The 23,310-nt window shown below is 38.1% G+C and carries 16 protein-coding genes; 11 read left to right on the forward strand and 5 right to left on the reverse strand.

Annotated elements, in window-relative coordinates; all coding sequences use genetic code 11:
- Window positions 1–296 precede the first annotated feature (296 nt).
- The 7 genes from HDF25_RS03260 to HDF25_RS03290 all read left to right on the forward strand — a co-directional run bounded on the left by HDF25_RS03260 (window position 297) and on the right by HDF25_RS03290 (window position 11,154).
- Window positions 297–4,619 carry a PAS domain S-box protein gene (locus tag HDF25_RS03260; RefSeq protein WP_184622735.1) on the forward strand — a complete coding sequence of 1,441 codons (4,323 nt, stop codon included), beginning with the start codon at window positions 297–299 and terminating at the stop codon, window positions 4,617–4,619.
- A gap of 57 nt (window positions 4,620–4,676) precedes the next feature.
- Window positions 4,677–5,504, forward strand: a complete 828-nt coding sequence (locus HDF25_RS03265) for a hypothetical protein (RefSeq protein WP_184622744.1) — start codon at window positions 4,677–4,679, stop codon at window positions 5,502–5,504.
- A gap of 182 nt (window positions 5,505–5,686) precedes the next feature.
- Complete coding sequence (locus HDF25_RS03270; protein ID WP_184622746.1) at window positions 5,687–7,183, forward strand: L,D-transpeptidase family protein; 1,497 nt, start codon at window positions 5,687–5,689, stop codon at window positions 7,181–7,183.
- 104 nt (window positions 7,184–7,287) lie between these two features.
- Window positions 7,288–8,013 (forward strand): SGNH/GDSL hydrolase family protein, encoded by a 726-nt coding sequence (locus tag HDF25_RS03275; RefSeq protein WP_184622748.1) that lies wholly within the window; start codon window positions 7,288–7,290, stop codon window positions 8,011–8,013.
- Between the two features lie 60 nt (window positions 8,014–8,073).
- Window positions 8,074–8,712 carry a PAQR family membrane homeostasis protein TrhA gene (gene trhA / locus HDF25_RS03280; protein ID WP_184622750.1) on the forward strand — a complete coding sequence of 213 codons (639 nt, stop codon included), beginning with the start codon at window positions 8,074–8,076 and terminating at the stop codon, window positions 8,710–8,712.
- Window positions 8,713–8,850: 138 nt separating this feature from the next.
- Window positions 8,851–9,936, forward strand: a complete 1,086-nt coding sequence (locus tag HDF25_RS03285; protein WP_184622752.1) for a WG repeat-containing protein — start codon at window positions 8,851–8,853, stop codon at window positions 9,934–9,936.
- Window positions 9,937–9,984: 48 nt separating this feature from the next.
- Complete coding sequence (locus HDF25_RS03290) at window positions 9,985–11,154, forward strand: hypothetical protein (protein WP_184622754.1); 1,170 nt, start codon at window positions 9,985–9,987, stop codon at window positions 11,152–11,154.
- On the opposite strand, the gene HDF25_RS03295 is transcribed toward HDF25_RS03290, so the two are convergent.
- The gene (locus tag HDF25_RS03295) at window positions 11,151–11,693 is read right to left on the reverse strand and encodes a GNAT family N-acetyltransferase (RefSeq protein WP_184622756.1); all 543 of its coding nucleotides are present in this window, start codon (window positions 11,691–11,693) and stop codon (window positions 11,151–11,153) included. The genes HDF25_RS03290 and HDF25_RS03295 overlap by 4 nt on opposite strands.
- Before the next feature lie 113 nt (window positions 11,694–11,806).
- A complete protein-coding gene (locus HDF25_RS03300; RefSeq protein ID WP_184622758.1) occupies window positions 11,807–13,534 on the reverse strand; it encodes a WG repeat-containing protein in 1,728 nt (575 codons plus the stop codon).
- A 301-nt stretch (window positions 13,535–13,835) separates the two neighbouring features.
- Between HDF25_RS03300 and HDF25_RS03305 the strand changes: the two genes are divergently transcribed.
- From HDF25_RS03305 to HDF25_RS03320, 4 genes are all read left to right on the forward strand, one after another.
- Complete coding sequence (locus HDF25_RS03305; protein WP_184622760.1) at window positions 13,836–15,248, forward strand: WG repeat-containing protein; 1,413 nt, start codon at window positions 13,836–13,838, stop codon at window positions 15,246–15,248.
- A 12-nt stretch (window positions 15,249–15,260) separates the two neighbouring features.
- Window positions 15,261–15,554 (forward strand): hypothetical protein, encoded by a 294-nt coding sequence (locus HDF25_RS03310; protein WP_184622762.1) that lies wholly within the window; start codon window positions 15,261–15,263, stop codon window positions 15,552–15,554.
- Between the two features lie 93 nt (window positions 15,555–15,647).
- Complete coding sequence (locus HDF25_RS03315) at window positions 15,648–16,433, forward strand: HAD-IIA family hydrolase (protein ID WP_184622764.1); 786 nt, start codon at window positions 15,648–15,650, stop codon at window positions 16,431–16,433.
- A gap of 132 nt (window positions 16,434–16,565) precedes the next feature.
- Entirely contained in the window at window positions 16,566–17,597 is a 1,032-nt protein-coding gene (locus HDF25_RS03320; RefSeq protein ID WP_184622766.1) for a YXWGXW repeat-containing protein, read from the forward strand.
- A gap of 71 nt (window positions 17,598–17,668) precedes the next feature.
- Here HDF25_RS03320 and HDF25_RS03325 read toward each other — a convergent pair whose 3' ends face one another.
- From HDF25_RS03325 to HDF25_RS03335, 3 genes are read right to left on the reverse strand one after another with little or no spacing between them, the layout of a single operon-like run.
- A complete protein-coding gene (locus HDF25_RS03325) occupies window positions 17,669–18,553 on the reverse strand; it encodes a BT_3987 domain-containing protein (RefSeq protein ID WP_184622768.1) in 885 nt (294 codons plus the stop codon).
- 14 nt (window positions 18,554–18,567) lie between these two features.
- Complete coding sequence (locus tag HDF25_RS03330; RefSeq protein WP_184622770.1) at window positions 18,568–20,079, reverse strand: SusD/RagB family nutrient-binding outer membrane lipoprotein; 1,512 nt, start codon at window positions 20,077–20,079, stop codon at window positions 18,568–18,570.
- Window positions 20,080–20,097: 18 nt separating this feature from the next.
- Window positions 20,098–23,211 carry a SusC/RagA family TonB-linked outer membrane protein gene (locus tag HDF25_RS03335; protein ID WP_184622772.1) on the reverse strand — a complete coding sequence of 1,038 codons (3,114 nt, stop codon included), beginning with the start codon at window positions 23,209–23,211 and terminating at the stop codon, window positions 20,098–20,100.
- Window positions 23,212–23,310 lie beyond the last annotated feature (99 nt).

Below are 23,310 nucleotides of genomic sequence, written 5' to 3' on the forward strand. Positions count from 1 at the left end.
AAGAACAGTTTTGCAATGTAGAAAATAAAACCAGAAAGGAAACCAAATTAAATTGGCTTTATCTTGTTGAAATGTTTGTTTTAATTTTATTCTGTATCTTAATGATAGGGGTTTTGAGCACTTCTCTTTAAGAATTGATGCTGGGCAAGGTAGTTGAATGCTGTTATGAACAGATTGAATAGCTTATTGACTAATAGATAAATTTTCAATGGATGTGAAATCGTATATTTATATAGTAATTAACTCAATATTAATAATATAGCGTATCCTAAAAGCCTGGACAGCCTCCTGTATAGATGAAAGATCAAGACGAAAAAAAACGAATCAAGGTGCTACATGATTATGGGATATTAGATTCATTAAATGAACCTGAATTCGACAGACTAACTAAGTTAGCGTCTCTGATTTGTGAAACACCAATATCATTAATTTCTCTTATTGATGAAAACCGACAATGGTTTAAGTCTAAAGTTGGATTAGAAGTTAATGAAACCGCGAGGGAACTGGCCTTTTGTCAGTATGCAATATCCCAGAAAGGTAAATTTGAAGTCAGAGATGCAACCGAGGACCAACGTTTTAAGAATAATCTTCTAGTTACTGGTGAGCCAAATATTCGTTTTTATTCGGGATACCCTTTGATTGATCCGGATGGCTATGCACTGGGAACCTTATGTGTTATAGACCGGGTGCCGCGTGTGCTAAATGAAAAACAAGCAAAAGCAATGAGTTTACTAGCTGAAGAAGCTATCAGCCTTATTGTGGAAAGAAATAAAAGGGAGGAATTTAATAGCTTCAGAAAGCTTTTTGTACTGTCTCAGGGGCTAATCTGCATTGCCGGGATAGACGGATATTTTAAAAAGGTCAACCCGGCTTTCGAAAAGATATTGGGATGGGATGCAGATTTTTTATTGAATATTTCTTTTTTCGATCTGATTCATCCAGAAGATCTGAAGAGCACAGAAAATGAAGTCAGAAAATTAGCTTTAGGAGAGAATACAGTAGATTTTACACATCGGTTCAGAACAAAAACTGGTACATACAGAGTGCTGCAATGGGAGGCTACTCCCGAACCTGCTACTGGAAATATTTTTGCCATCGGACGTGATGTAACACTGGAAATAGAAAAGAAAAGACAGCTGATGATCAGCGAAGAAAAGCTAAAAGCCTTTTTTGAGAACTCACCGGGACTGATGTGTACGCATGATATGCAGGGACATTTCTTATCTGCCAATGATGCCGGAGCAAACATTTTAGGTTATACCAAAGAAGAAGTCATTACATTATCGTTGTTTGATATAGTACCGGAATCGCTGCACGATAGTTTACACAGTTATCTCGGAGAAATAAAAAAAACCGGCCGTGCAAGAGGCGAGATGTTAACAGTAGGAAAAAACGGATCTAAAAGAATGTGGCTTTTTAATAATGTCCTGGAACAGAATTTTAATGAAGAGCCTTATGTTATTGGAAACGCTGCAGATATAACTGAGCAACATTACTTAGAACTCAATCTGAAGCGTACCAGAGCCATGATGGAGCAGACTAATAAAGTGGCCAGAGTCGGTGGATGGGAGTATGATTTACTTAAACAAAAAGTAAGCTGGACTGGTATAACCAAAGAAATTCATGGTGTAGCGCAGGATTACGAACCTGATCTGAATAGCAGTATCAGTTTTTACAAGGAAGGAGAATACAGGGAGAAAATTGCAAAAGCAATAAATGAAGCAATTGAGCAAGGTAAGCCCTGGGATTTAGAGTTACAGATTGTAAATATGCAGGGGGTAGAATTATGGATCAGAGCGTTAGGATATGCAGAATTTCAAGATGAAAAATGTATAAGGCTATTTGGAACATTCCAGGATATTGATGAGCATAAAAGGATTGAACTGGATTTCGATAAATCAAAAAAGTTATTGGATGATGTTTTACATGCCGCATCAGAGGTAAGTATTATAGCAACTGATCTACAGGGAATCATCACCGTGTTCAATAAAGGAGCTGAAATTTTGCTGGGATACACGGCAAAAGAAATGATTGGCAAAGAAACACCACTTATTTTACATGATATCAATGAGATTACAAAACGCGGCAAAGAATTAAGTACAGAACTTGGTTATCGGGTAGAGGGATTTCAGGTTTTTACTGAAAAACCTGAAAAAGATGGTTCTGAACGGGGGGAATGGACGTATATCAAAAAAGATGGCGCCAGGCTTACCGTTTCTTTGGTGGCCACAGCAATAAGAGATGATGAGGATAATGTAGTTGGATATCTTGGGGTGGCCACAGATATTACGGAGAGAAAACGTTTTGAAAATCAGCTGATCACTGAGAAAGCAAGATTATCTGCTTTTGTAGAGCATGCTCCCGCAGCAGTAATGATGTTGGATAACGATATGATTTGTGTTGCAGTTAGCAGAAGATGGCTGGAATACTATCATTTAACCAACCGCCAGGTAATTGGTATATCTTATTACGAATTTTTTCCTGATGGTGACAAACAAAGACATAAAAAGATCTTAAAAGGGGCTGTCGAAAGAAATGATGAAGATATTGACTCACCAGCGGAAACTGACCAGGAGCGGTATATTACATGGGAAATGAGACCATGGTATCATTTCGAAAATGAAATTGGCGGAATGATGATTTTTACGCAGGATATCACTCAGTTGATCAGACAGCGTGAAGAATTAAAAACAGCGAAATTACAGGCCGAGCAAGCGAATGCGGCTAAGTCCGAGTTCCTGGCAAATATGAGTCATGAAATAAGGACACCTTTAAATGGAATTATTGGTTTTACAGATCTTGTTTTAAAGACAAAACTGGATGAAACACAAGCTCAGTATTTATCGATAGTAAATCAATCTGGAAATGCCCTGATGAGTATTATCAATGATATTCTGGATTTTTCGAAAATTGAAGCTGGTAAACTGGAGTTCGATATTGAAAGGTGTGATCTTTACGAAATAGGATATCAGGTCTCTGATATCATGAATTACCAGATTCAGACAAAAAAACTGGAAATGCTCCTGAATATTTCTTCAGCACTCCCAAGGTTCATCTGGACAGATTCAGTCCGGTTGAAACAAATTCTGATCAATTTGTTAGGCAATGCTGCTAAATTCACGGAAAAAGGAGAAATTGAATTAAAAATAGAACCTCTGCTTAATGAGGGGGAACTAACTACTGTTCGTTTTAGTGTGAGAGATACTGGGCTTGGCATCAAACAGGAGAAACAGGAGAAAATCTTTGAGGCTTTTTCGCAGGAAGATGCCTCGACAACTAAAAAGTATGGAGGAACAGGTCTTGGATTGACAATTTCAAATAAATTACTTCTGATGATGGAGAGCCGCCTGCAGCTGAGAAGTACACCAGGGGAAGGCAGTTTGTTTTTCTTTGATGTTACCTTCAAAACAGAGATGGGCCAAGCTATTGAATGGGTAAATATTGATGCTATTAAAAAAGTATTGATTGTAGATGATAATGATAATAACCGGGTTATACTTAGTCAGATGCTTAAATTGAAAAACATTGAGACTGATGAGGCACATAATGGTTTTGAAGCACTACAATATTTAGATGGAGACAGGCATTATGATGTAATTTTAATGGATTATCATATGCCGCTCATGGACGGCCTGGATACGACCGAAAAAATCAGGCAGCTCTTTTCTGCTACAAACGAGGATCAGCCAGTTATCTTATTGCATAGTTCTTCTGAAGATGGGAATCTGATTACGAAATGTCAGGAACTGCAGATACGACAGCGTCTGGTTAAACCGGTGAAAGCTCAAGATATTTATACTGCTTTATCGCGTTTGAATATGAAAATTTCTGTGGTCGTAGATTCACAGAAGGATACTAAAGATTATGTGACTACTGATGCGGTTAAAATCCTTATAGTAGAAGATAATACAGTTAACATGTATCTGAGTAAGGCGATAATAGGAAAGGCTATCCCAAACGCGATCATATTTGAAGCCAGGAATGGATTTGAAGGACTGGAATGCTTTAAAAAAAATCCGCCTGATTTGGTTATGATGGATGTTCAGATGCCCGAAATGAATGGTTATGAAACAGCAATGAAGATCAGAGAACTGGATTATTCTGCAAATGTACCCATTATTGCCATTACCGCCGGCAATGTAAAAGGTGAAAAAGAAAAATGTCTTGAAGCTGGCATGAATGACTTTGTCGTTAAACCGGTTATAGAGGAAACAATAGTTTCAGTGCTGAATAAATGGCTTAAATGCAATAGTGGAAGCAAATTTAGTACTCCTATTGAAAATGATGCCGATCAGTCAACGCATTTCGACGTTAATAAATTAGCTATATATTACGGGGAAGGGGAAACCGTTTCCAGCGAAATAATTATGCTGATACGTGAGCAGTTGAAGGAATCACTTATAAAATTAGAATTCCATGTCAGGAACAAAGATCTGGTCAGCATCAATAGTTTAGGACATATGTTACGTGGAACTTCTGTAACTGCCGGTCTGACGAACCTATCTAAATTGGCTATAGAACTAGAATATATGAATACTTTTTTAGAATTTGATATGGAAGATTTATTGGCAAGAACTAAAAAAGAGATAGAATTACTGTTAAAAGTTATGAAAATCTGATACAAACTGAAGATATTTGGCAACATAAACCGACCACTAAAAAGCAATTATATTCCAATGAAAAAATATCTGTTTTTAACACTCATATTTTCAACATTTACGCTTTGTTCAATCGCACAATCGACAGAAGAATTAAATCGTAAAATTAATGAGCTTTCAGTCAAAATTGACGCTGCTATCAAATCTGGCAATCCGGATGTATACGAAAATTTAATACCAGAACTGAATCAAAGTCTGATAAATAACCTGGTTATCCTTGCAACTAAGTCACCCGATTTTATGCAAAAAAGTTCTCTGACGACTGGAAAAGGTGGTAAGAACGAGTTTATCTTTATAAGTAATTCGAAAGATCAGAAATTCAAGATTTTTAGTTGGAGTGATGGAGCTGGAACAATAGGAAGTTATCAGTATGTGGCCTTTTGGAAAGCTGGCAACAAGATAAAACACAAGATATCCACTGAAGGTGACCCTTTTCTGGATCCTAGTGATTATATACGTGACATTTATCATAGTCGTCGTACCAATGGTAATGATTTATATTTTTGTATAACCGAAGCAGGAGACCGTAATAATTATGGAATGGATATTCAGTGCTTTGAAGTAGATAAATCTGGAAATTTAAAAGCAAATATTCCGGTCTTTAAAGCGGGTGCTAAAACATTATCAAGTATTAGCATAAAAAATTATAACGATTATAAGTATTCAAACGTTTCCGGGCAAAAAACTAATGTTATTCATTTCAGTGCGGATGGCAAGACTTTATACGTTCCCATTATTTCCAGCAACTGGACTAAAAGTGGTGATGATGGAAAAGCAAGTTATGTACTGCACTATTTTGTTTATCAATTCGACGGTGCAAATTTTGTTTATAAGAAAAAAGAATAATCCCATGGCCTGAAAATGGCCTATCTGACATCTTAACAAACCATTTAAAATATCATTTGTTTTTAGCATAAGAGACTAGTCTTGTTTGATAAGATCAACAATCAAAGACGATGTGCTGTGAGTGGCATTAAATTTTTCTGTTTATACTCCAGACAAAAGCTTATACTATTAAAAGGGTTAAAATGGTTTTCGCTATAAGTCATTCCCGGCAACGTCATCCATTTCTGCTTGTTCTCCTGATAGCTATGATAAGCATGCTGTTTTGTTTATCATGCAAAATTAAGAAGCCAGCCACCACCGCAGTTATTACGACTAATCCGGTCATTGTAAATCCGGTAAAGACTGATGAGCAGGATGGAGCCAGGCAGGAAGAATTTAAAAGAATACTGTTCACCAAATTTTCAGGTTCAGTCTACCTGGAGCAGATTAATGCCTTTTATAAGGAGAACAATTATAAACCAGTTCTGATACGCAAGTTTTTTCCTGATCGTCAACTCCTGATATTTGCCGGTTATCTGATGAATACGGGTAGGCATGGCCTTGATCCGGAACTATTTTCAGCAGGTGTCATCAAAAAGAAACTGGATAGTATATACAGTATAAATAATCTGACCATACCAGATACTTCTCAGAATATAACTGAATTAGAGTTCTCAGTAGCAAATGCCCTGATAAGCTATAGTAAAGCACTACAGTTTGGTTTTACCAATCCTGCGAAAGTATATGCCCATTATACTTCCGTGAATTTAATTCCTGATAGTAACTATATTCCACAAGTCCTTAAAGTAAGCAATCTTAAAGATTATCTGGAAAATCTGCAGCCTAATGGGATACAGTATAAAGCATTGCAAAATGCACTTTCTTCAGTTGAACAAAGTGCAGCCGTCAATAAAGACATTCAATATCAGACTATAGTGGTTAATATGGAACGCCTGAGGTGGAAAGACCGACCCGCCGGAGAAAAAATTGTAGTGGTCAATATTGCGGATTTTAGTCTTGATGTGATTGATAAAAGAAAGGTTGTATTACATATGAAAGTTTGTGTTGGAGAAAGCGGAGAAAGAGAGACTCCACAGCTGAGCAGCCAGATTTATAGTGTTCAGGTCAATCCAATCTGGAATATTCCCCAAAGTATTGCAAAGAATGAAACTTCTAAACAAGCAGCCGAAGACCGATATTACCTAGCTAATAATAATATTAATGTCTATCAGAAAGGGAAGTTAATTGCCAATCCTGAGTCTATAGACTGGTCTGAGGTGGATGTCAGTAGTTATTCCTTTAAACAACAACCCGGAGGTAAAAATGCTTTGGGTAAAATCAAATTTCTATTTAATAATAGTAGCAGCATTTATCTGCATGATACGCCTGTACAATCTGCTTTTCGTAAGAAAATAAGGGCGGTAAGTCATGGCTGTGTGCGTGTAGAGAAGCCTATGGAGCTTGCCTATGCCTTGTTTGGAAAAGTTGAAAAATACGAGCAGGTAAAACGGGCAATGGATAGTGGTTATCCACGTGCAAAATATATAGGTCTGCCAAAAAAAATACCCATCTGGCTTACTTATTACACGGCCTGGTCAGATGACAAAGGTAAGATTCAGTTTTGCAGGGACATTTATGGATTGGATAGTGTCCTGTATGCGCATTTGAAGTGGAATAATCTGGCTGAGAAGAATCAATAGATGGCTCATCCAAAACTCTGAAGAATAGCTGTTAAATTAGGCTGACAAATCTTAGCTTTACTGGAGAGTTATATGTTAATTCGTCTAAATCAAATTCATATTTTATGAAGTATATCATTACTACAATCAAATTAGTTTCTGTAGGTCTGTTTCTTACGACTTCTGTATTTGCGCAGGTCAGGGATAGTACGCAAAGGAAGGATGCAAAAGTACCTGACTGGGCGGCCCTTCGATATTATCAGGAGGCAAACGGCCAGGCACAATTGAATTCTCCAAAAGAAAACCGTGTTGTTTTTATGGGAAACTCTATTACTGAAGGCTGGTCAAGGGTAGATCCGGAATTCTTTAATCAGCATAAAAATTATATTAACAGAGGGATAAGTGGACAGACCACTCCGCAAATGCTCATACGCTTCCGTCAGGATGTAATTAATCTCAAACCTAAAATTGTTGTAATATTGGGTGGAACAAATGATATTGCAGGTAACACAGGACCAGCAACTACAGACGAAATCTTTGGTAACCTGGTTTCTATGATGGAACTGGCGAAAGCGAATCGTATCAAAGTGATTATCTCTTCAGTTTTACCAGTATATGATTATCCATGGAAAAAAGGAGCGGAACCTGTTACCCGGATTGCTGAGTTGAACGAGCGGCTAAAACTCTATGCAAAGCAGGAACATATTGTTTATCTGGATTATTATTCGGCAATGAAAGATGATAGAAAAGGATTGAAGGAAAATCTTTCCGCTGATGGGGTTCATCCAAATATTGCTGGTTATAAAATCATGGAGCCGCTGTTGGAGAAGGCAATTAAAAGTACACCTTAATTTTAGTATAAGTATCGTGCTGTCAGATAACCTTTAGACGATTAATCTGTTTTGTATAGTATGAAACGAATCAGCGCTCCCTTCTCTAGGAAACAAGAACTTATTCATGGCCTGATCCATGGTATTGGGGTAGTATTTGGCGTATGCGGCATTCCTGTTCTGGCGGGACTTGCTGCTGCACATCATAACACGGCAGCTTTAATAGGGGCCGGGATCTATGGATTTAGCTTTATGTTGTTATTTACCAGCTCTATGGTTTATCACCTGGCGCTTGAGCCTGCGGTAAAAAGGCTGTTTGAAATATTTGATCATATTAGTATTTATTTCCTGATTGCGGGTACTTATACACCATTTATACTGGTTTATCTGAATAATGAATTTGGCCGTATTTTGCTTGCCGTTTTATGGGGGCTGACAATCCTGGGGATATTCTTTAAAATATGGTTTACAGGGAAATTCGGTAGGATTTCTACAATAATCTATCTATTGATGGGCTGGATGATGATTTCAGGTGGGAAAAGATTTTTTGCAGCTTTGCCACATGAGGTGATTGTCCTGCTGTTGATCGGGGCATGTCTTTACTCAGTTGGTGTGGCTTTCTATGTATGGGGTAAACGGGCTTATACTCATGCTGTCTGGCATGGACTTGTTCTGATAGCTGCAATCTGTCATTATGTTGCTGTATTATTAGCTATGTAAGCCCGGATTGGTGTTCTGATCAAAATAGTTTCCAAATAAATTCGTTTAATTTATCGTCGGCCAGACTTTATATGGTATTTTGCAAAAAAGATTATCTTGAAAAACCATATCAAATTAATATTTACATTAATTCTTATAATGAATACAGTCCTCCCGGTTAATGCTGAAGCCCAGGAATATGTCCAGAAATTGTATCCCTGGTTGGCCAAAACGGGTGAATTTGGTTATTGTGACAGTATCGGAAATATAGTGATTAAACCCCGGTTTGAAGATGCACGATCATTTATCAATGGATATGCTTTTGTTAAAGAAAAAGACAAATACAGCGTAATTAATCAAAATGGGCAGGCTATTACGGAACCTAAATCTTATGCAGCTGGCTTATACTCGGAGAATTTCTATTCATTATATAAAAAGAGTGGAAATTATGAAACTGCCGGAATATTTTCGGACGGACTATTTACACTGCTGATTACTAAAAAGGTATCTGATGATTTGTTGCCTTTCTGGAAGTGGGAGCGTGGTCCACTATTTTTCTTTAAATATTCAGAATCCAGAACCAAATGGGAGATTTATTCACTACCTGAAAAGAAGAGGTTGTTTCGCCAAACGGTAACCAGCTGGGAAACTCCTGTAATCTATCAGAAGGGAAGCTGGGATTTATACAATAATGCGTTTAAGTTTCCATTTTCTGTTGCCACGATGGGAAGAAACTTAGCGATCCGCGATCAGCTATATCAGTTGGATGCCAGAAACAGTATTCTGGAAACGTCAGGAAAAGTAACTGATATTTTCAAAGATACTGTAGTGACTGTCCCAAAGGAGACTATTGCGGATAAGCTGCCTTTTAAAGAGGGGGTACCCTGTAAATTTTCTAAAGATTGTTATATGGCAAAAGATCCGTCTAGCGGGAAATATGGTGTTTTCGATACAAAAACGGGGAGCTGGAAAGTAAAACCTGAATATGATGGTCTAAAAGAAGAAATAGCTGAGCACATTATAGTATATATGCAGCTTAGTCATTTAAAAGGATGGCCTGAAAGTCTTTATGGTTTGCTTGATGTCGGACATAATAAAACGCTGACTCCGGCAAAGTATAATAATATAGCTCGTGATGGAAGAGTAAATATAACTGAATATGTGAAACATACCGATTATCTATACAATACTAAAAATACTTTTTATTATATAAATATCTATACCGGGAGAGAATACAAGGAGTAAAACCGGTAATTACTTTAAGTTGAAGATTAGCTAAGAGAATACATAATTATGGAGAACGATAGAGAACAACCTGTTCAAAACAAACTTATACCAAAGACTATTCCTGTTGACCAAGTGACATTTGGTGGGATCAATTATAAAGTGATTAATCATCACCAGGCACAAGATTTAATTGGCGACCTGACCGATTTTCGGGATAATCCGCTTTATGATGTATTTGATGAAAGCTGGGACCTGGTAGACTACAGTGGGAATGGTTATTTTTTATTGGCAGAAGAGAGTGTTACCCTGGAGAAACTGGAACTGGATATTAAAATTGATGGCCTGGAAGATTTCGTTATTGTTGGCTTTATCTTTCAGAAAGACTTGAAGGTAAAATCGCATATTCTGGCTTATGATTCAGATTATTCTCCAGTTTTGGTTGTACTGGGTAAAGTCGAGGTATTTAATATTCATTTATATGGAAACAGGCATTACTTTGGTAACGGACTATTGTGTAATACCTTGTGGGGCAGATACAACCACGGTGAACTTTTTGTAAAAGGTAAAACCATAGCCGGGTTGGTTTATGCGGATGATATGTGTTTGCATTTTGAAGATCTGGACGGTACCGTAGCTTTAGTAAATTCTGGTAAACCGGATATTCTGCTTATGCTGCCTTTTCAGAAAGGTGATGGAACTATTGGATATGAAGAAAACTATATTCCTTCTACACACAAATTATCGGAGATTGTATTTGATGAACTAATCAGTGTTGAAGAGAATGGTGACGAATCTTTAAAAGATGATGCGTTTGACTATGTTATTCATGAAAAAACACTTTTAGATGTCGCAAAGGCTGATATTTATCAATACAAAGACTTTCCACTAAAACTTAAAGCGGGTTTGAACTATCTGGGGAATTTACCTGTGATCAGAGAAAAAAAACGTATAGCTGTAACTGGCTGGCTGGAGAATTATAGCTTTGAATTGTTTGAACATAACGGAGAACTGTACCGTCAGCTCTCCGTTAAAATGGAATATGGATTCAATATCCGTCTGAGGGCAGTTGAAAATATAAGATCAGCTAAAATCACGCTTACCCTGGAATATCTTGATGAAAATGATCAACTCAAGTATCATTGGCTAGGCGAGTCTGATAGTTATATTTTACCCCTGAGGATTGTCAAACGTGCTATGCTGAATGCCCTTGAAAAATTAAAAGACAGGCAGCACTAAACTTTAGCATCGGACAGGTTACTTTCCTTACTGATTTCATAGATGTGATTCGGTTTGGGAAGTTCACCAAAATAGGAGATCTCCTGTTCTGCTATTTTCTTTGCGCCCAGACGTGTCATCGCAATCTGTGATCTGATATTCAGCGCACCAACATGGAACAAGACTTTGTCCACATATTGAAAGATATAATCCATCATTAGTTTTTTGACTGATGGATTATATCCTTTGCCCCAGCAATGAGTAGCATAAAATGTATAACCGATCAATATGCTATTGGACAATTCATCGTAATCATAGAACCTGGTAGAGCCTATAGTCTCTCCTGAGGTTTTATCTACGATTCTGAATGCACCTTTACTCTGGATAGCACCTTCAAAAAATTGCTGAAAGACCTCCTTTTGCCAACGGTCTTTATTAGGGTGCTGGGCCCAGATCTCTTTGTCGGATGCAACCTGGTATAATTCATCAAAATCGTTCTCTGTTAAGGGAACAAGCTTAATCCGCTCGTTTTCTAATTGCAGCTGTATGGAAAAGTTCATCGTTTAAAATTTTTAACCTACATAAAGTTACAGTGCAAATGGATTTTGTTTATAGTCCAGAAAGAATAAAGAGGGTAGTCCAAATCAAATATGTTTTTTGGCTGTTGTATGACTTAATCTGAATGAATAAATTTCTTGCCGCTGATGTTGATATAGAATTGCCTTCCATCTTTTTCTGCCAGTAAAAGGGAAGGTGTTTCAGCCCATAAATAATCGTAGGTAAAAGGGATCAATACCTTGCCTGATGTATCCATAACACCATATTTCTTTCCAATTTGTGCAAGCAGATAGCCATTTGTATAGTCTAGCTTGTCATATGCTTCACTGGTCATTGGCTTAGCTTCAGCAGACAGCAAACTATATTGATAGTCATTGTTCTTTCGGATGCCTGTAATCGTGAAACTGTTGTAATGTCTGACAATATCGTAATCAGCAGGTATTTTAGTGCCGGTAAGAATATTGATGGCTCCGCGTTTTATCCTTGCCGTATCCTCTACATTTACCCAGCCTTTTTTTAAGTCTTCAGCTCCGACAGAAACATATCCGTATTCAAAAGGAATTAGCACCTTGCCATGGTCATCCATCAATCCCCAGCGGCCATTTTTTTCTGCAGTATAATAAGTCTGTTCAGTTTTTTCGGTTGTTTTAGTATTGAAAAGGGTGTTAAAGACTAATGGGATCACTGTTTTTCCTGTTGTATCAATCACACCGTGTTTATCATCATAGACTTCGGCCATTCCATTTTCATCAAAATAGAAATACAATTTGTATTTGAAATCAATGAGGACCTGTCCCTTTGTATTTATCATACCGTATTTATTATCTTTATAAGCTATCATTTTCCCATCTTTGAGTCCATCCAGACTACCATAAAGAAAGGGAACAAGCTGTTGCTGATGTATGTCAATTACGCCGGTTTTGCCAGAACTGTGATCGGTTACAATAATGAAACCGGGATTAATAAAATTGATCTTATCATATTTTGGAGATAATATCTCTTTTCCATATTCATCTTCAATTCCATAGCGCTGCTCTTTCTGGAAAACATGAAAACCATTAACAGACTCTACTTTTGCAACAGGAACAGGATTACCGGTAAGCAGATCAAAATATTCCTGATGACCATTTCGCTCATAGATCCCCAGATTCTCTTTGTTATTGACAGTCGCTTCGTATTGTGAGGAAAAGCGTTTAAGTTCTTTACCCTGGTCATCCAGTAAGTAATTATAGATCACATCTTTGCCGGCTTGCTTTTCTGTTTCTAATATCCGAAGTTCATCCTGGATGTTTTTTGATGTCATTTCTTTAATTAACCTGTCTGCTATAAAACGTTTAGGGCCAGCTATATATTTAACGTCTAAATAAACCGGAGATACCAATGTCTTTCCTTCCCAGGAAGATACTCCATGGTATATGCTGTCTCTCTGGGTATAGAAAAACCGATGTTCCATATCTACGGTTTCTATAACACAGTTTTTTGGTGGAGTATACCTTTTACCTTTTGAAAAAAAGACATTCCCTGCCAGGTAATGATCCTGATCATAAAATTCAAAGCTCTCATATTTTCCTGGTTCCATCAGCCAGCCTCCCTGAGTTTTAGCAATTCCTGTTTTGCCGTCGGCTGTGGTATATTGAATGAGCTGGGGAAGAATGTTACCCTGACGTGTTTTTACCTCATAACGACCAGTGAACTGTGGGGCAAATATTTCTTTTCCTGTTTCATCTATCAATCCTTCTAACCGGTCTTCGGAATAATTTTTGGGATTTGGATTTTTCAAACCTACAACCGCCTGTCCATTATTGAAAAGTGCAGCAAAGTCATATTTCGGCTTGATCTTCATTATCCCAGTTTTTGCATCCAGGTAACCCCATTTGTGATGTTGATCAATAAATGGGATAAGCTGTTGATTATTGTTTAGCCCAATTTGGGCACATACTTGTTCAGTATATGAAAGAATAATGCAGCAAACGATCAATGTATATCTGGGTACCATAGGACTAGAATTTTAATATTATTCGGGATAAAGATATCCGTTTATCGGAAATTGATGACAGATAAAATAAAAGTTATCTATTATGTAAATTAAAAAAATGATTTACCTTAACCAACTAATGAGTTCAGTAAACCTATCTATTCCATTAATGAAAACACAAATTCCAGAATTGTATCCCTGGTTAACCGAAACAGGAAAATTCTGCTATTGTGATGAGCTGGGAAATCCAGTGATACAAACTGAATTTGACGAGGCATCTTTATATACAAATGGTTATGCTATTGTAGGGTCTATGGGTCGGTACGGTGTAATTGATGTCTATGGAAAACAGGTTCTCCAGCCTCAATATGTATCTGTAAAATTATTTTCAACAGAGACTGATACTTTGCTGGTTACACAGAAAAGTTATAATGCCTGGTGGCAGTTTTGGAACTGGAGGCTGATGCCTGATATTTATGTTGTTACGTCTAACAACCGGGGCTTTTTAAGAGTTTGTAAATCTAAATGGCAGATTCGCTCTTTATCGGCTCGTAAAATCTTGTTTAGCCAGTGTTTGATGAAGGGTAGTCATCTGGATAACTCTTGGAACTATATAAAGATTGCAGGCAATGGAAAGTCCTTTGTTGTTATGGATAATTGTTATCAGTTAAACCCTGAAAAGAAACTCCGGACGGGCTTTGATCAGGTGACTCATATACTTAATACTGAATATACCGCTAAAGAAAATATAGAGTTCAATACCAGTTCCACCGGCGAAAAAATTACAGTTGATAAACATCATTATTATCAATATGAACTTATTGAGCCATTAGCGCGTGCAGATATTTACAAGAGCAACGAAGGAAAGGTGTATCTGTTCCCTGATCTTGTCAAACCTGTACCAGTATTAATCAGTGATTATGAAGGTCTGGGTGGAAATTTTACTGCTGCTGAAATTTTAAAAGGAATTACCTTAATTAAATCTATACCCAATAGTAACTTTTTTTTGGTGATCACCAGGGGATTTGAAAGAACTGATAAATGGACGGGTGCTTTTTTACTGGATACAGAAGGTAATTGGAATACTCAGGTTCCTGTTTACAGTGGCTTCCAGGAAATGTTTAGCGATGGCCGTTTAGCTTTTAAACAGTCGTCTGGTGTAAGTATTTTGTATCCTGATCTTTCTTCCCATGAAATGAATATAGATGAAATATTGGGCACTTGCGCGTTTTCTGAATATTGGTATCGTGTAAAAGACAAGCTGAAAAAGAAATATGGAATTTATGATACAGAAAAACGGGAGTGGCAGGTGCAGCCGGCGTATGACTATCTGGAAGATGAAATTGCTCCTGGTATTGCCGTTTATACAGTAAAGAGAACCGATGTAAACGGATATAATCAAAAGGAATATAAAGGACTGATTGACATTATCAATGACCGTTTAATAACGGCTGCGATATATGATCAGATTAATCCGGAAGGAGAGGTCACTAAAACTGAATGTAGTAAAAAGCTCAGGTTTTACCTGAATATTCATACTGGAAAAGAATACAGAAAGACAAATCATCAGTTTCCGGTTTAAGATTGTTTAATAATGAAGACTAAATATATCCCGATTTCGCGCTATGCCATTATATCCATGGTTCTCTTCCTTTTTTTCTTATTCCTCTATATTGTTGCAACTGGACTTCTGGAACCCTGGTTGAAAGGATGGTTGGAGGTTAGTTTTGCTATTCTGGTCCTGTTGTCTTTTGCCGGATCGGTGATAAGTGCTGTTATGGCTGTATCAATTAACAAAAAGAGTTTATCAGGCTGGGTGATGTGTTTTATTATAAGTGTTTTTCTGGTGTGCCTGGTCTTTCTGCTCAGAGATCTTCCTTTCCATTAGGTAATATCCTTAATCCTATTATCTGTTTTGTATACTATATTTGTCATCAGCAGAAAATAATGCCTTAATTTTACGATTTAACATAATTACGATATGAAACATGGACTTTTGATTGATATGGACGGCGTTATTTATAGCGGCGAAACGTTAATAGAAGGAGCTGATAAATTTATTGCCGGATTACTTAAAAAGGATATTCCGTTTACTTTCATGACTAATAATAGTCAGCGGACAAGGCTTGATGTGGTCCGTAAGCTAAAATTACTTGATATTACTGTCAGTGAAGATCATGTTTATACCAGTGCGATGGCCACAGGCAAATTTCTTGGTGATCAGGGATCTAATGGTACAGCCTATGTATTAGGGGAAGGAGGATTGTTAAGTAGTCTGCATGAAAATGGGATTACACTGGTTAATACTGATCCGGAATTTGTGGTTTTAGGCGAAGGCAGGAACTTTACTTTAGAAATGGTACAGCGTGCTGTGGATATGATTCTGGCTGGGGCTAAGTTTATTACAACCAACAGAGATCCTTCACCTAAAAAACCGGGATGGAATAACCTGGGGATCGCGGCAACTACTGCAATGATAGAAGAGGCCACTGGTCGTAAGGCTTTTGTAATTGGAAAACCAAGTCCGGTAATGATGCGTTCTGCAAGAAAACATTTAGGTTTGGAAACAGCTGAGACTACTGTGGTTGGTGACACTATGGAAACGGATATCCAGGGCGGTGTCCAGATGGGATACAAAACTATCCTGGTTTTATCTGGAATAGCACAGAAGGAGCAGCTTAGTCATTATGCATTTAAACCGGATCTGATCGTGAGTTCTGTGGATCAGATCGAGTTTCCTTTAAAGTGGTGGCCAGAAGACGTCTAAAATGATGTTTTTCCCCGGAAATGACAAAATACTGATCTGAAGCGGACTATTAATTAATTTTAATGTAATTCTAATTTAAACTATCCTGAAGTATTAAACTCATAGAGGTATGAAAATTTAAAAATCATACTTATGAAAAGAATTGCAAAAATTGGTCTTCTGCTTGTCGCAATAATGTTCGCTAAGACCACTGCATTTGCGCAGATCAGTATAGGAGTTAATATATCCGCAAGGATTGCTCCACCAGTACTACCTGTTTATACACAGCCAGCATGTCCTGCCGATGGATACCTTTGGACACCAGGTTATTGGGCTTATGATGATGCCGATGGTTACTATTGGGTACCGGGTGTTTGGGTACGTCCTCCACGTGTAGGTGTATTGTGGACTCCTGCTTATTGGGGTTATGATGGCGGAATTTACAGTTTTCACACAGGTTACTGGGGTTCGCATATTGGTTTCTATGGAGGCATTAATTATGGCTTTGGTTATGGTGGTGTCGGTTTTGTTGGTGGAAGATGGGATGGAGGGGCATACAGATACAATACCTCAGTTACCAATGTAAACACAACCGTTATCCATAATACCTATGTGAACAATACAGTAATCAATAATACTGTTAATAATAACCGTACGAGCTTTAATGGCCGGGGTGGGGTGAATGTACAGCCAAGAGCTGAAGAACGTCAGGCAATGAATGAGAATCATATACAGGCTACTTCTTCTCAGTTATCACATCAGCAAACCGCAAGACAGGATCGTAGTCAATTTGCTAATGTAAATCATGGGCAACCATCAACAGTTGCGATGAACAGAGTAAATGGTCGTACTTTTAATTCGCAGGGACGTGCAAATGCAGTACAGCCAAACAGGATGAATGGAAACCAGGTAAATAATGCGAATCAGAGGAATGGTGGTAATAATCAGATGAATGCCCGCCAGCCGAATGCAAACAACGGAATGAGGGCTAACGGACAAGTTGGTCAGGCCCAACAACAGCAACAGGCGCGTCAGCAAATGAATAGACCTCAACAAATGAACAGGCCACAGCAACAGGGTCATCCACAGATGAACAGACCTCAGCAACAGCAACAACATCATAATCAGCCGCATCCACAGGCTCAGCGTGAGAATCATCCTCAAAGGGAAAATGAACATCACTAACCATCACATAAAAAAAACAGCCGCCTTATAAATACATAAGGCGGCTGTTTACATTTTAACTAAATCACGGATTACCTTGGCCCGGTATAAGTCAGGGTATCTGTCGCAGCTCTGTTAGTAGGACCCGTTCCCCAGTAGAACGAAACAAAGAATGTTTTCGTTGCCGGGTCATAACGATTGTCGTATGTTGGCAGGTTAACTACTGCAGCGTTAGTAGTACTGGTAACCTTAACTTTGTTGGTTGCCGGGTCGACAGTAAGTGTCAATCCATCAATACCACCAGTATTAGAACCATCTGCCCATATCTGACCAAACTGAACTGAGTTTACGCCAAACGTAGTGAGACTTTTTGAATAACCTTTAAAATTACCACTCAGGACATTATCACCTGCTCTGAGAATGGAACCTTTCAGATTATACTTACCATCATATTTATTCTTCAAAACGATGTTCAGAATCAATGAAGCAAAGTTTTTACTGATGATCACACCCGATGCATCAGTAATGGTTATAGGTAAAGCATAAGCCAGGGTCGGGTCCAGTACCGATGTATTAATTTTAATAGGTACCTGAACTTTACGTTGTCCCGCCGGAATAGTTACAGTAGTTGGCACTACATATCCATTACTTGGTAAAATAGGTAATGTTGTTGAATTTGTAGTATTATACGTCGCCAAAGCTGTCGGATCTACTGCAAGTGTTATTTTGAGATCATTGGCATTTGCCGCAGGTGCAGCGTAATTTACATAGAAAACATAATCACTCAACGCCGGATCAACTGTAAATGAAGCGATAAGTGAATTCCCGCCACCGTTTCCGGCAGGAGCATTAACAGGTATTTCTACAACAGGAGTAACACTCGAAAAATCTGGCTGTGCATTTTTATTTTTCAGGCAGGAAGACAGCCCGATTACACATAAAACCGGTAATGTCCATTTTAATATATTATTTCTCATCTTCTGTTTTTTAATTATTTAACATCCCAGAATAATCTTGTTGTAAACTGGCTTATAGCACCTTCAGCACTTACGTTAGCTGAGTTGAAGTTATATTCACCCTGTGGATACAACATTCTTACGGGTATTTTTTTAGTTGTAACTCCAGACGCAGTAGAGATTGGCATATCGGCCGGAAGTTCAAGGCGTCTGTAATCAATCCATGGCTCGATATCATTTGTTCCGTTCATGGCAACCCATTTTTGTTTGATGATCAGGGCAATTTTATCTGTATTGTTATCCCAATTGGCAACGTCCTGATTAGTCATGTAATTAGTAGCACTGGCCGAAGTCAATCCTAAATAAAGGAAATTGGCATTAACTGCAGCCTGATATAATGCTTTTGGATCTCCTGTTATGAGCCCTCTTTGAGCAGCCTCAGCCTGTATAAACAAACTTTCGAAGTCTGCCATGATGTACTGATCCTGAATCGGAGATTTTAATAAGGCACGGCCGATAGAAGAAACCTTGTCAATTTTCTGATCAGCTGTTGGATCCGGCCCCCATGGGATACTTACATAAGTGGTTCCTTTATTATCATTGATAGATGCATAAAGTTGTTTCAACCTGGGGTCATTGTTTACTTTCAGAAAGTTCATTCCATAATCACTGGCCAGGTAATAATTATGCTGAGCAGTAGGGGTTTCTATTGCTGCGATTGTAAAACCATAATTACCATAAAATGGATTTTGTTTTCCGTCAGAATTCAAATACCCCGGATTACTTTTTGCACTCTGGCCAGAACCAATATAACCTAAACCATTTGCCGTAATCTTCGCAATCTCTGCCTGGATATAAGCAGTTCTGCCTGGCATTTCTGATTGACGGAGTAGTAGCCTTAATTTAATCGTATTGGCAAATCTTCCCCAGGCAGCTGCATCCCCTTTATAAAAGATATCATATGTCTGATCTCCCGATGGTACTTTACCCACATTTGCTTTAAATATGTTGGCAGCTGAATCTAGTTGTTTAGCCAGATCTTCATAAATATCCTGTGCTTTATCATATTTAGGAGTGATGTACTTGGTAGATTGCAGGGCTTGACTGTATGGGATATTACCGTAAAAATCAACTAAATACTGATAATCCCAGGCTTTCATTGTTTTAGCTATAGCTACATAAAAAGGTTTACCCTCAGCTGCTGCTTTAGGCTCTATGTAGTAATAGTCCTCCAGGTTATTGTATAAGTTGGCCCATAATACAGTAGAACCCGACCAGTTAGAAGTGAAATTATAGGTTCTTTCTTCAAAAAATCCAGATAAACCACCAGTAGGGGCCCAATAGTTCATCCACAATGCGGCGAAACTATAAAAGATAGAATTCCCGGTCGTAGTTGCAGCTGTATTATTTAAAGCACCGGTTAGTACAAGCGATGAACTTGCGTTGGTTGAGCTGTTTGGATTATCATTAATATCCAAATAGCCTTTTTTACATCCTCCCAGTAACATTACTGAAGTTGCAAAGAGATATATTAATTTCTTTTTCATTTTTTTCTTGTCTTTTGGTTAAAACCCTACAGTTGCTGTGAATCCATAAATTCTTGTTGGCGGAGTCTGATTCAGGTTGTTTACTCCCTGAGCATTGCCAGTACCAATATTGATCTCAGGATCTGTATAAATATTGTCACTTGGCCTGAACATGAATAAGTTTCTTCCTACTAATGCAATACTGGCGTTTTTAATAAACTTGGCATGCGTCAGCAAAAATTCGGCAGGAACCTGATAAACCAATGAAATTTCTCTGATTTTCCAGAATGCGGCACTTACCACGTAATTTGATGCTACATCTCTGCGGATACCATCCGCCCAGAATGAACCACCACCCGAATTGGTAGTTACATTTGTATTAGGAACAAAAACACCTGGAGAAGTCTGGATTACTGAATTAGGGTAGACGAAGCGCTCACGGCCTGCCGCTGCAGAGGTGGAACTGATCCCTGCAAAATCCAGGGTAGAAGCAAATCCATTGTAAAATACGTTACCACTGCGGTATTCAGCAACCGCTGATAAGGTGAAGTTTTTATAACTGAAACTTGTGTTCAAACCTAAATTGGTACTTGGGTTAACTTGTCCAAAATCTTTATTAGTCAGATTTTTAAGAGGCAAACCTGTATTCGCATCAACAATTGTCCTTCCTTGTGGATCAGTTTGATAAGCACTTACCTGCAGTGAAGGGTAGCTTTGCCCCAGAACGATGTAGTTATTGTTGCCTATACTTAAAGAAGGTTGTCCCTGGTATAAGGATAATACCTTGTTGGTATTATAAGAGTAGTTAATACCAACGTTCCATCTGAAGCCATTACTTAAGCCTATTACTGGTGTAGCATTCAAGGTAAGTTCAAAACCTTTATTCTGTCCTTCTCCAGTATTGATGACTGCTTTATTAAAACCTGTTGACCACGACATATCGACACCAGTTGTAATTTCCTGGTCTTTAGTGTTCTGTAAATAAGCAGAAGTTTCTAAAGTAATTCTATTGTTTAAGAAGCCCAGGTCTAATCCAATTTCTTTTGAAATAGTCTGCTCTGGTTTTAAATTTGGATCATATACTGTATTTCCTAAAGTAAAGCCAGACGTGCTTCCATATGGAAATCCACCACCTACACCAAATGTAGCCTGTAATGAATAGGGGTCAACCTGTACCGCATAAACTTTTGAAATTCCACCACGTATTTTTGCGTTGCTTAAAATTTTACTTCCTTTTAATGCATCAATCGCATCGGTTAAAGTAAATGCAGCATCTACTGCAGGATAAAAGAAAGAGCGTTTGTTTTTCGCTAATCTTGAGTCCCAGTCATTTCTACCAGAAGCATGTACAGTCAGGTAGTCATTATAAGTAACGGTTAAATCTCCGAACGCACCAAGCTGACGCTGATTAAACTCAGATTCCGAGACATTCGCATCACCGGATCGGTTAACCACATTGAAAAAGTCATTGATAACCAGGTTACTTCCACCTAGAAACAAATTCTTGGAATTTTTCTGTGTTAACTGTGTTCCACCAATTAAGGTAAATTTGAATTTATTAAACGTTTTAGTTGCTGTTGCTAAAAAATCACCATTGTATCTGCTTTCAAAATAATTGTAGTCATCTACAGAAGAAGGCACAACTTGCGGGTTACTGGCAATGTATTTACCTGCTGCTTTTGCAGCATCTGAATAGGTCAATGCAAAATTCCTGTCTTTACCCTGTGTGTTCTTTGTACTTATACCACCTCTGACTAAGAAACTCAACCAATCTGTAGGTTTGTAAGTAATAGACAGATTTCCCAATAAATCATCTCTGCGTTCATTATTACGAAACTGTTTTAAACCCTGGTAAGGACTCAGGTAATAATCATTATAAAAATCGTTAGGATTTCCATATTTTGACGTAATGTCCTTATAATCGGTTATTGGTACATTTGGAGGGGTATTAATCAAGACGTTATAAACCTGATAAGTACTTTTGTCATAATTCCTCTGGGTATAACCAAAAGAGTAGTCAGCCGTAAATTTGTCTAATACCCGGGTTCCATTAATACGGAACGCCGTACGATTAGACTTATCTCCGGGTACGTAGCCTTTACTTTTTACATTTTGTGCATTGATATAAGTAGTACCGTTTGCTCCACCGCCAGAGAACGTTACATCATTTTGTTCATCTATACCAGTATCGAAAAAGGCTTCTTTTGCACCCTTTTTGTAAGTATAAGGAACCATTTGAGTTGTTCCGTCAGGTAGAACTCTTCCAAGTGGTCTGAGACTACCATCAAAACGATCTCCAAATGTTTGGTTTTCATAGGGCGTATACTGAGGGAAACCGAATATATCCGTATTTGTTCCTCCTCCAAACTGCGTTTGTAGTTTAGGGAAATAAGATAAACGATTTAGCAAAGTTGTATTAGTTACACTAATAGAATTTACATCCTTATTCCCCCTTTTAGTACTCACAATAATTACCCCATTTGAAGCGTCAGAACCATATAAAGCAGCTGCATTTGCTCCTTTTAGGATGTTGACACTTTCGATGTCGTTGGGGTTAATAGAGTTGAGCTGACTTAATGCGACAGTAACTCCATCCAATACTAAAAGCGCCTGGTTGTTTCCAGTAAAAGAGCGGTTACCTCTTAATACTACTCTGACCTGGTCGCCGGCATCAATCTGGTTGTTTGCCTGGTTAATTTGTAAACCGGCTATTTTTCCAGATAGCCCTGTGGCAAGATTTGTAGGTTTACTGGCAGTAACTGCCTGTCCGGAGATCTGCTGCGTAGCATAGCCGATTTCTTTAGATTTACGTTTGATACCCAGGGCGGTGGTTACCACAACTTCCTCTAATTGTTTGGAGTCAGGAGCCAGGCTTACATTAATTGTAGTCTGGTTACCAACACTCACTTCTTTCGGCAGGTAGCCGAGAAAACGAAATTCAAGTACTTCAGTTGAATTTGCTTTGATGGTGAACTTTCCATCTGAACCAGTCACTGCGGCTGATTTTGTGCCTTTGACATGGACACTGACACCTGGGAGCGGCAGCCCATCATCAGATCCTAAGACTTTTCCTGTTACTGTTCTATTTTGGGCCATCAGCTGAGTGAGGCCAAAAAATAGGAACAAGAATAAACTCGGTAATAGTTTTTTCATAATTACGTGGTTAATAGTTAATAGTTATTTAGTTTGTAACTAAATATATACAATTACACTTCGTAATAATGATACTTTTTTAATATTTATTTCGTTGTC

It is taken from the genome of Pedobacter cryoconitis (genome assembly GCF_014207135.1).
Taxonomy (GTDB): Bacteria; Bacteroidota; Bacteroidia; order Sphingobacteriales; family Sphingobacteriaceae; genus Pedobacter; species Pedobacter cryoconitis_D.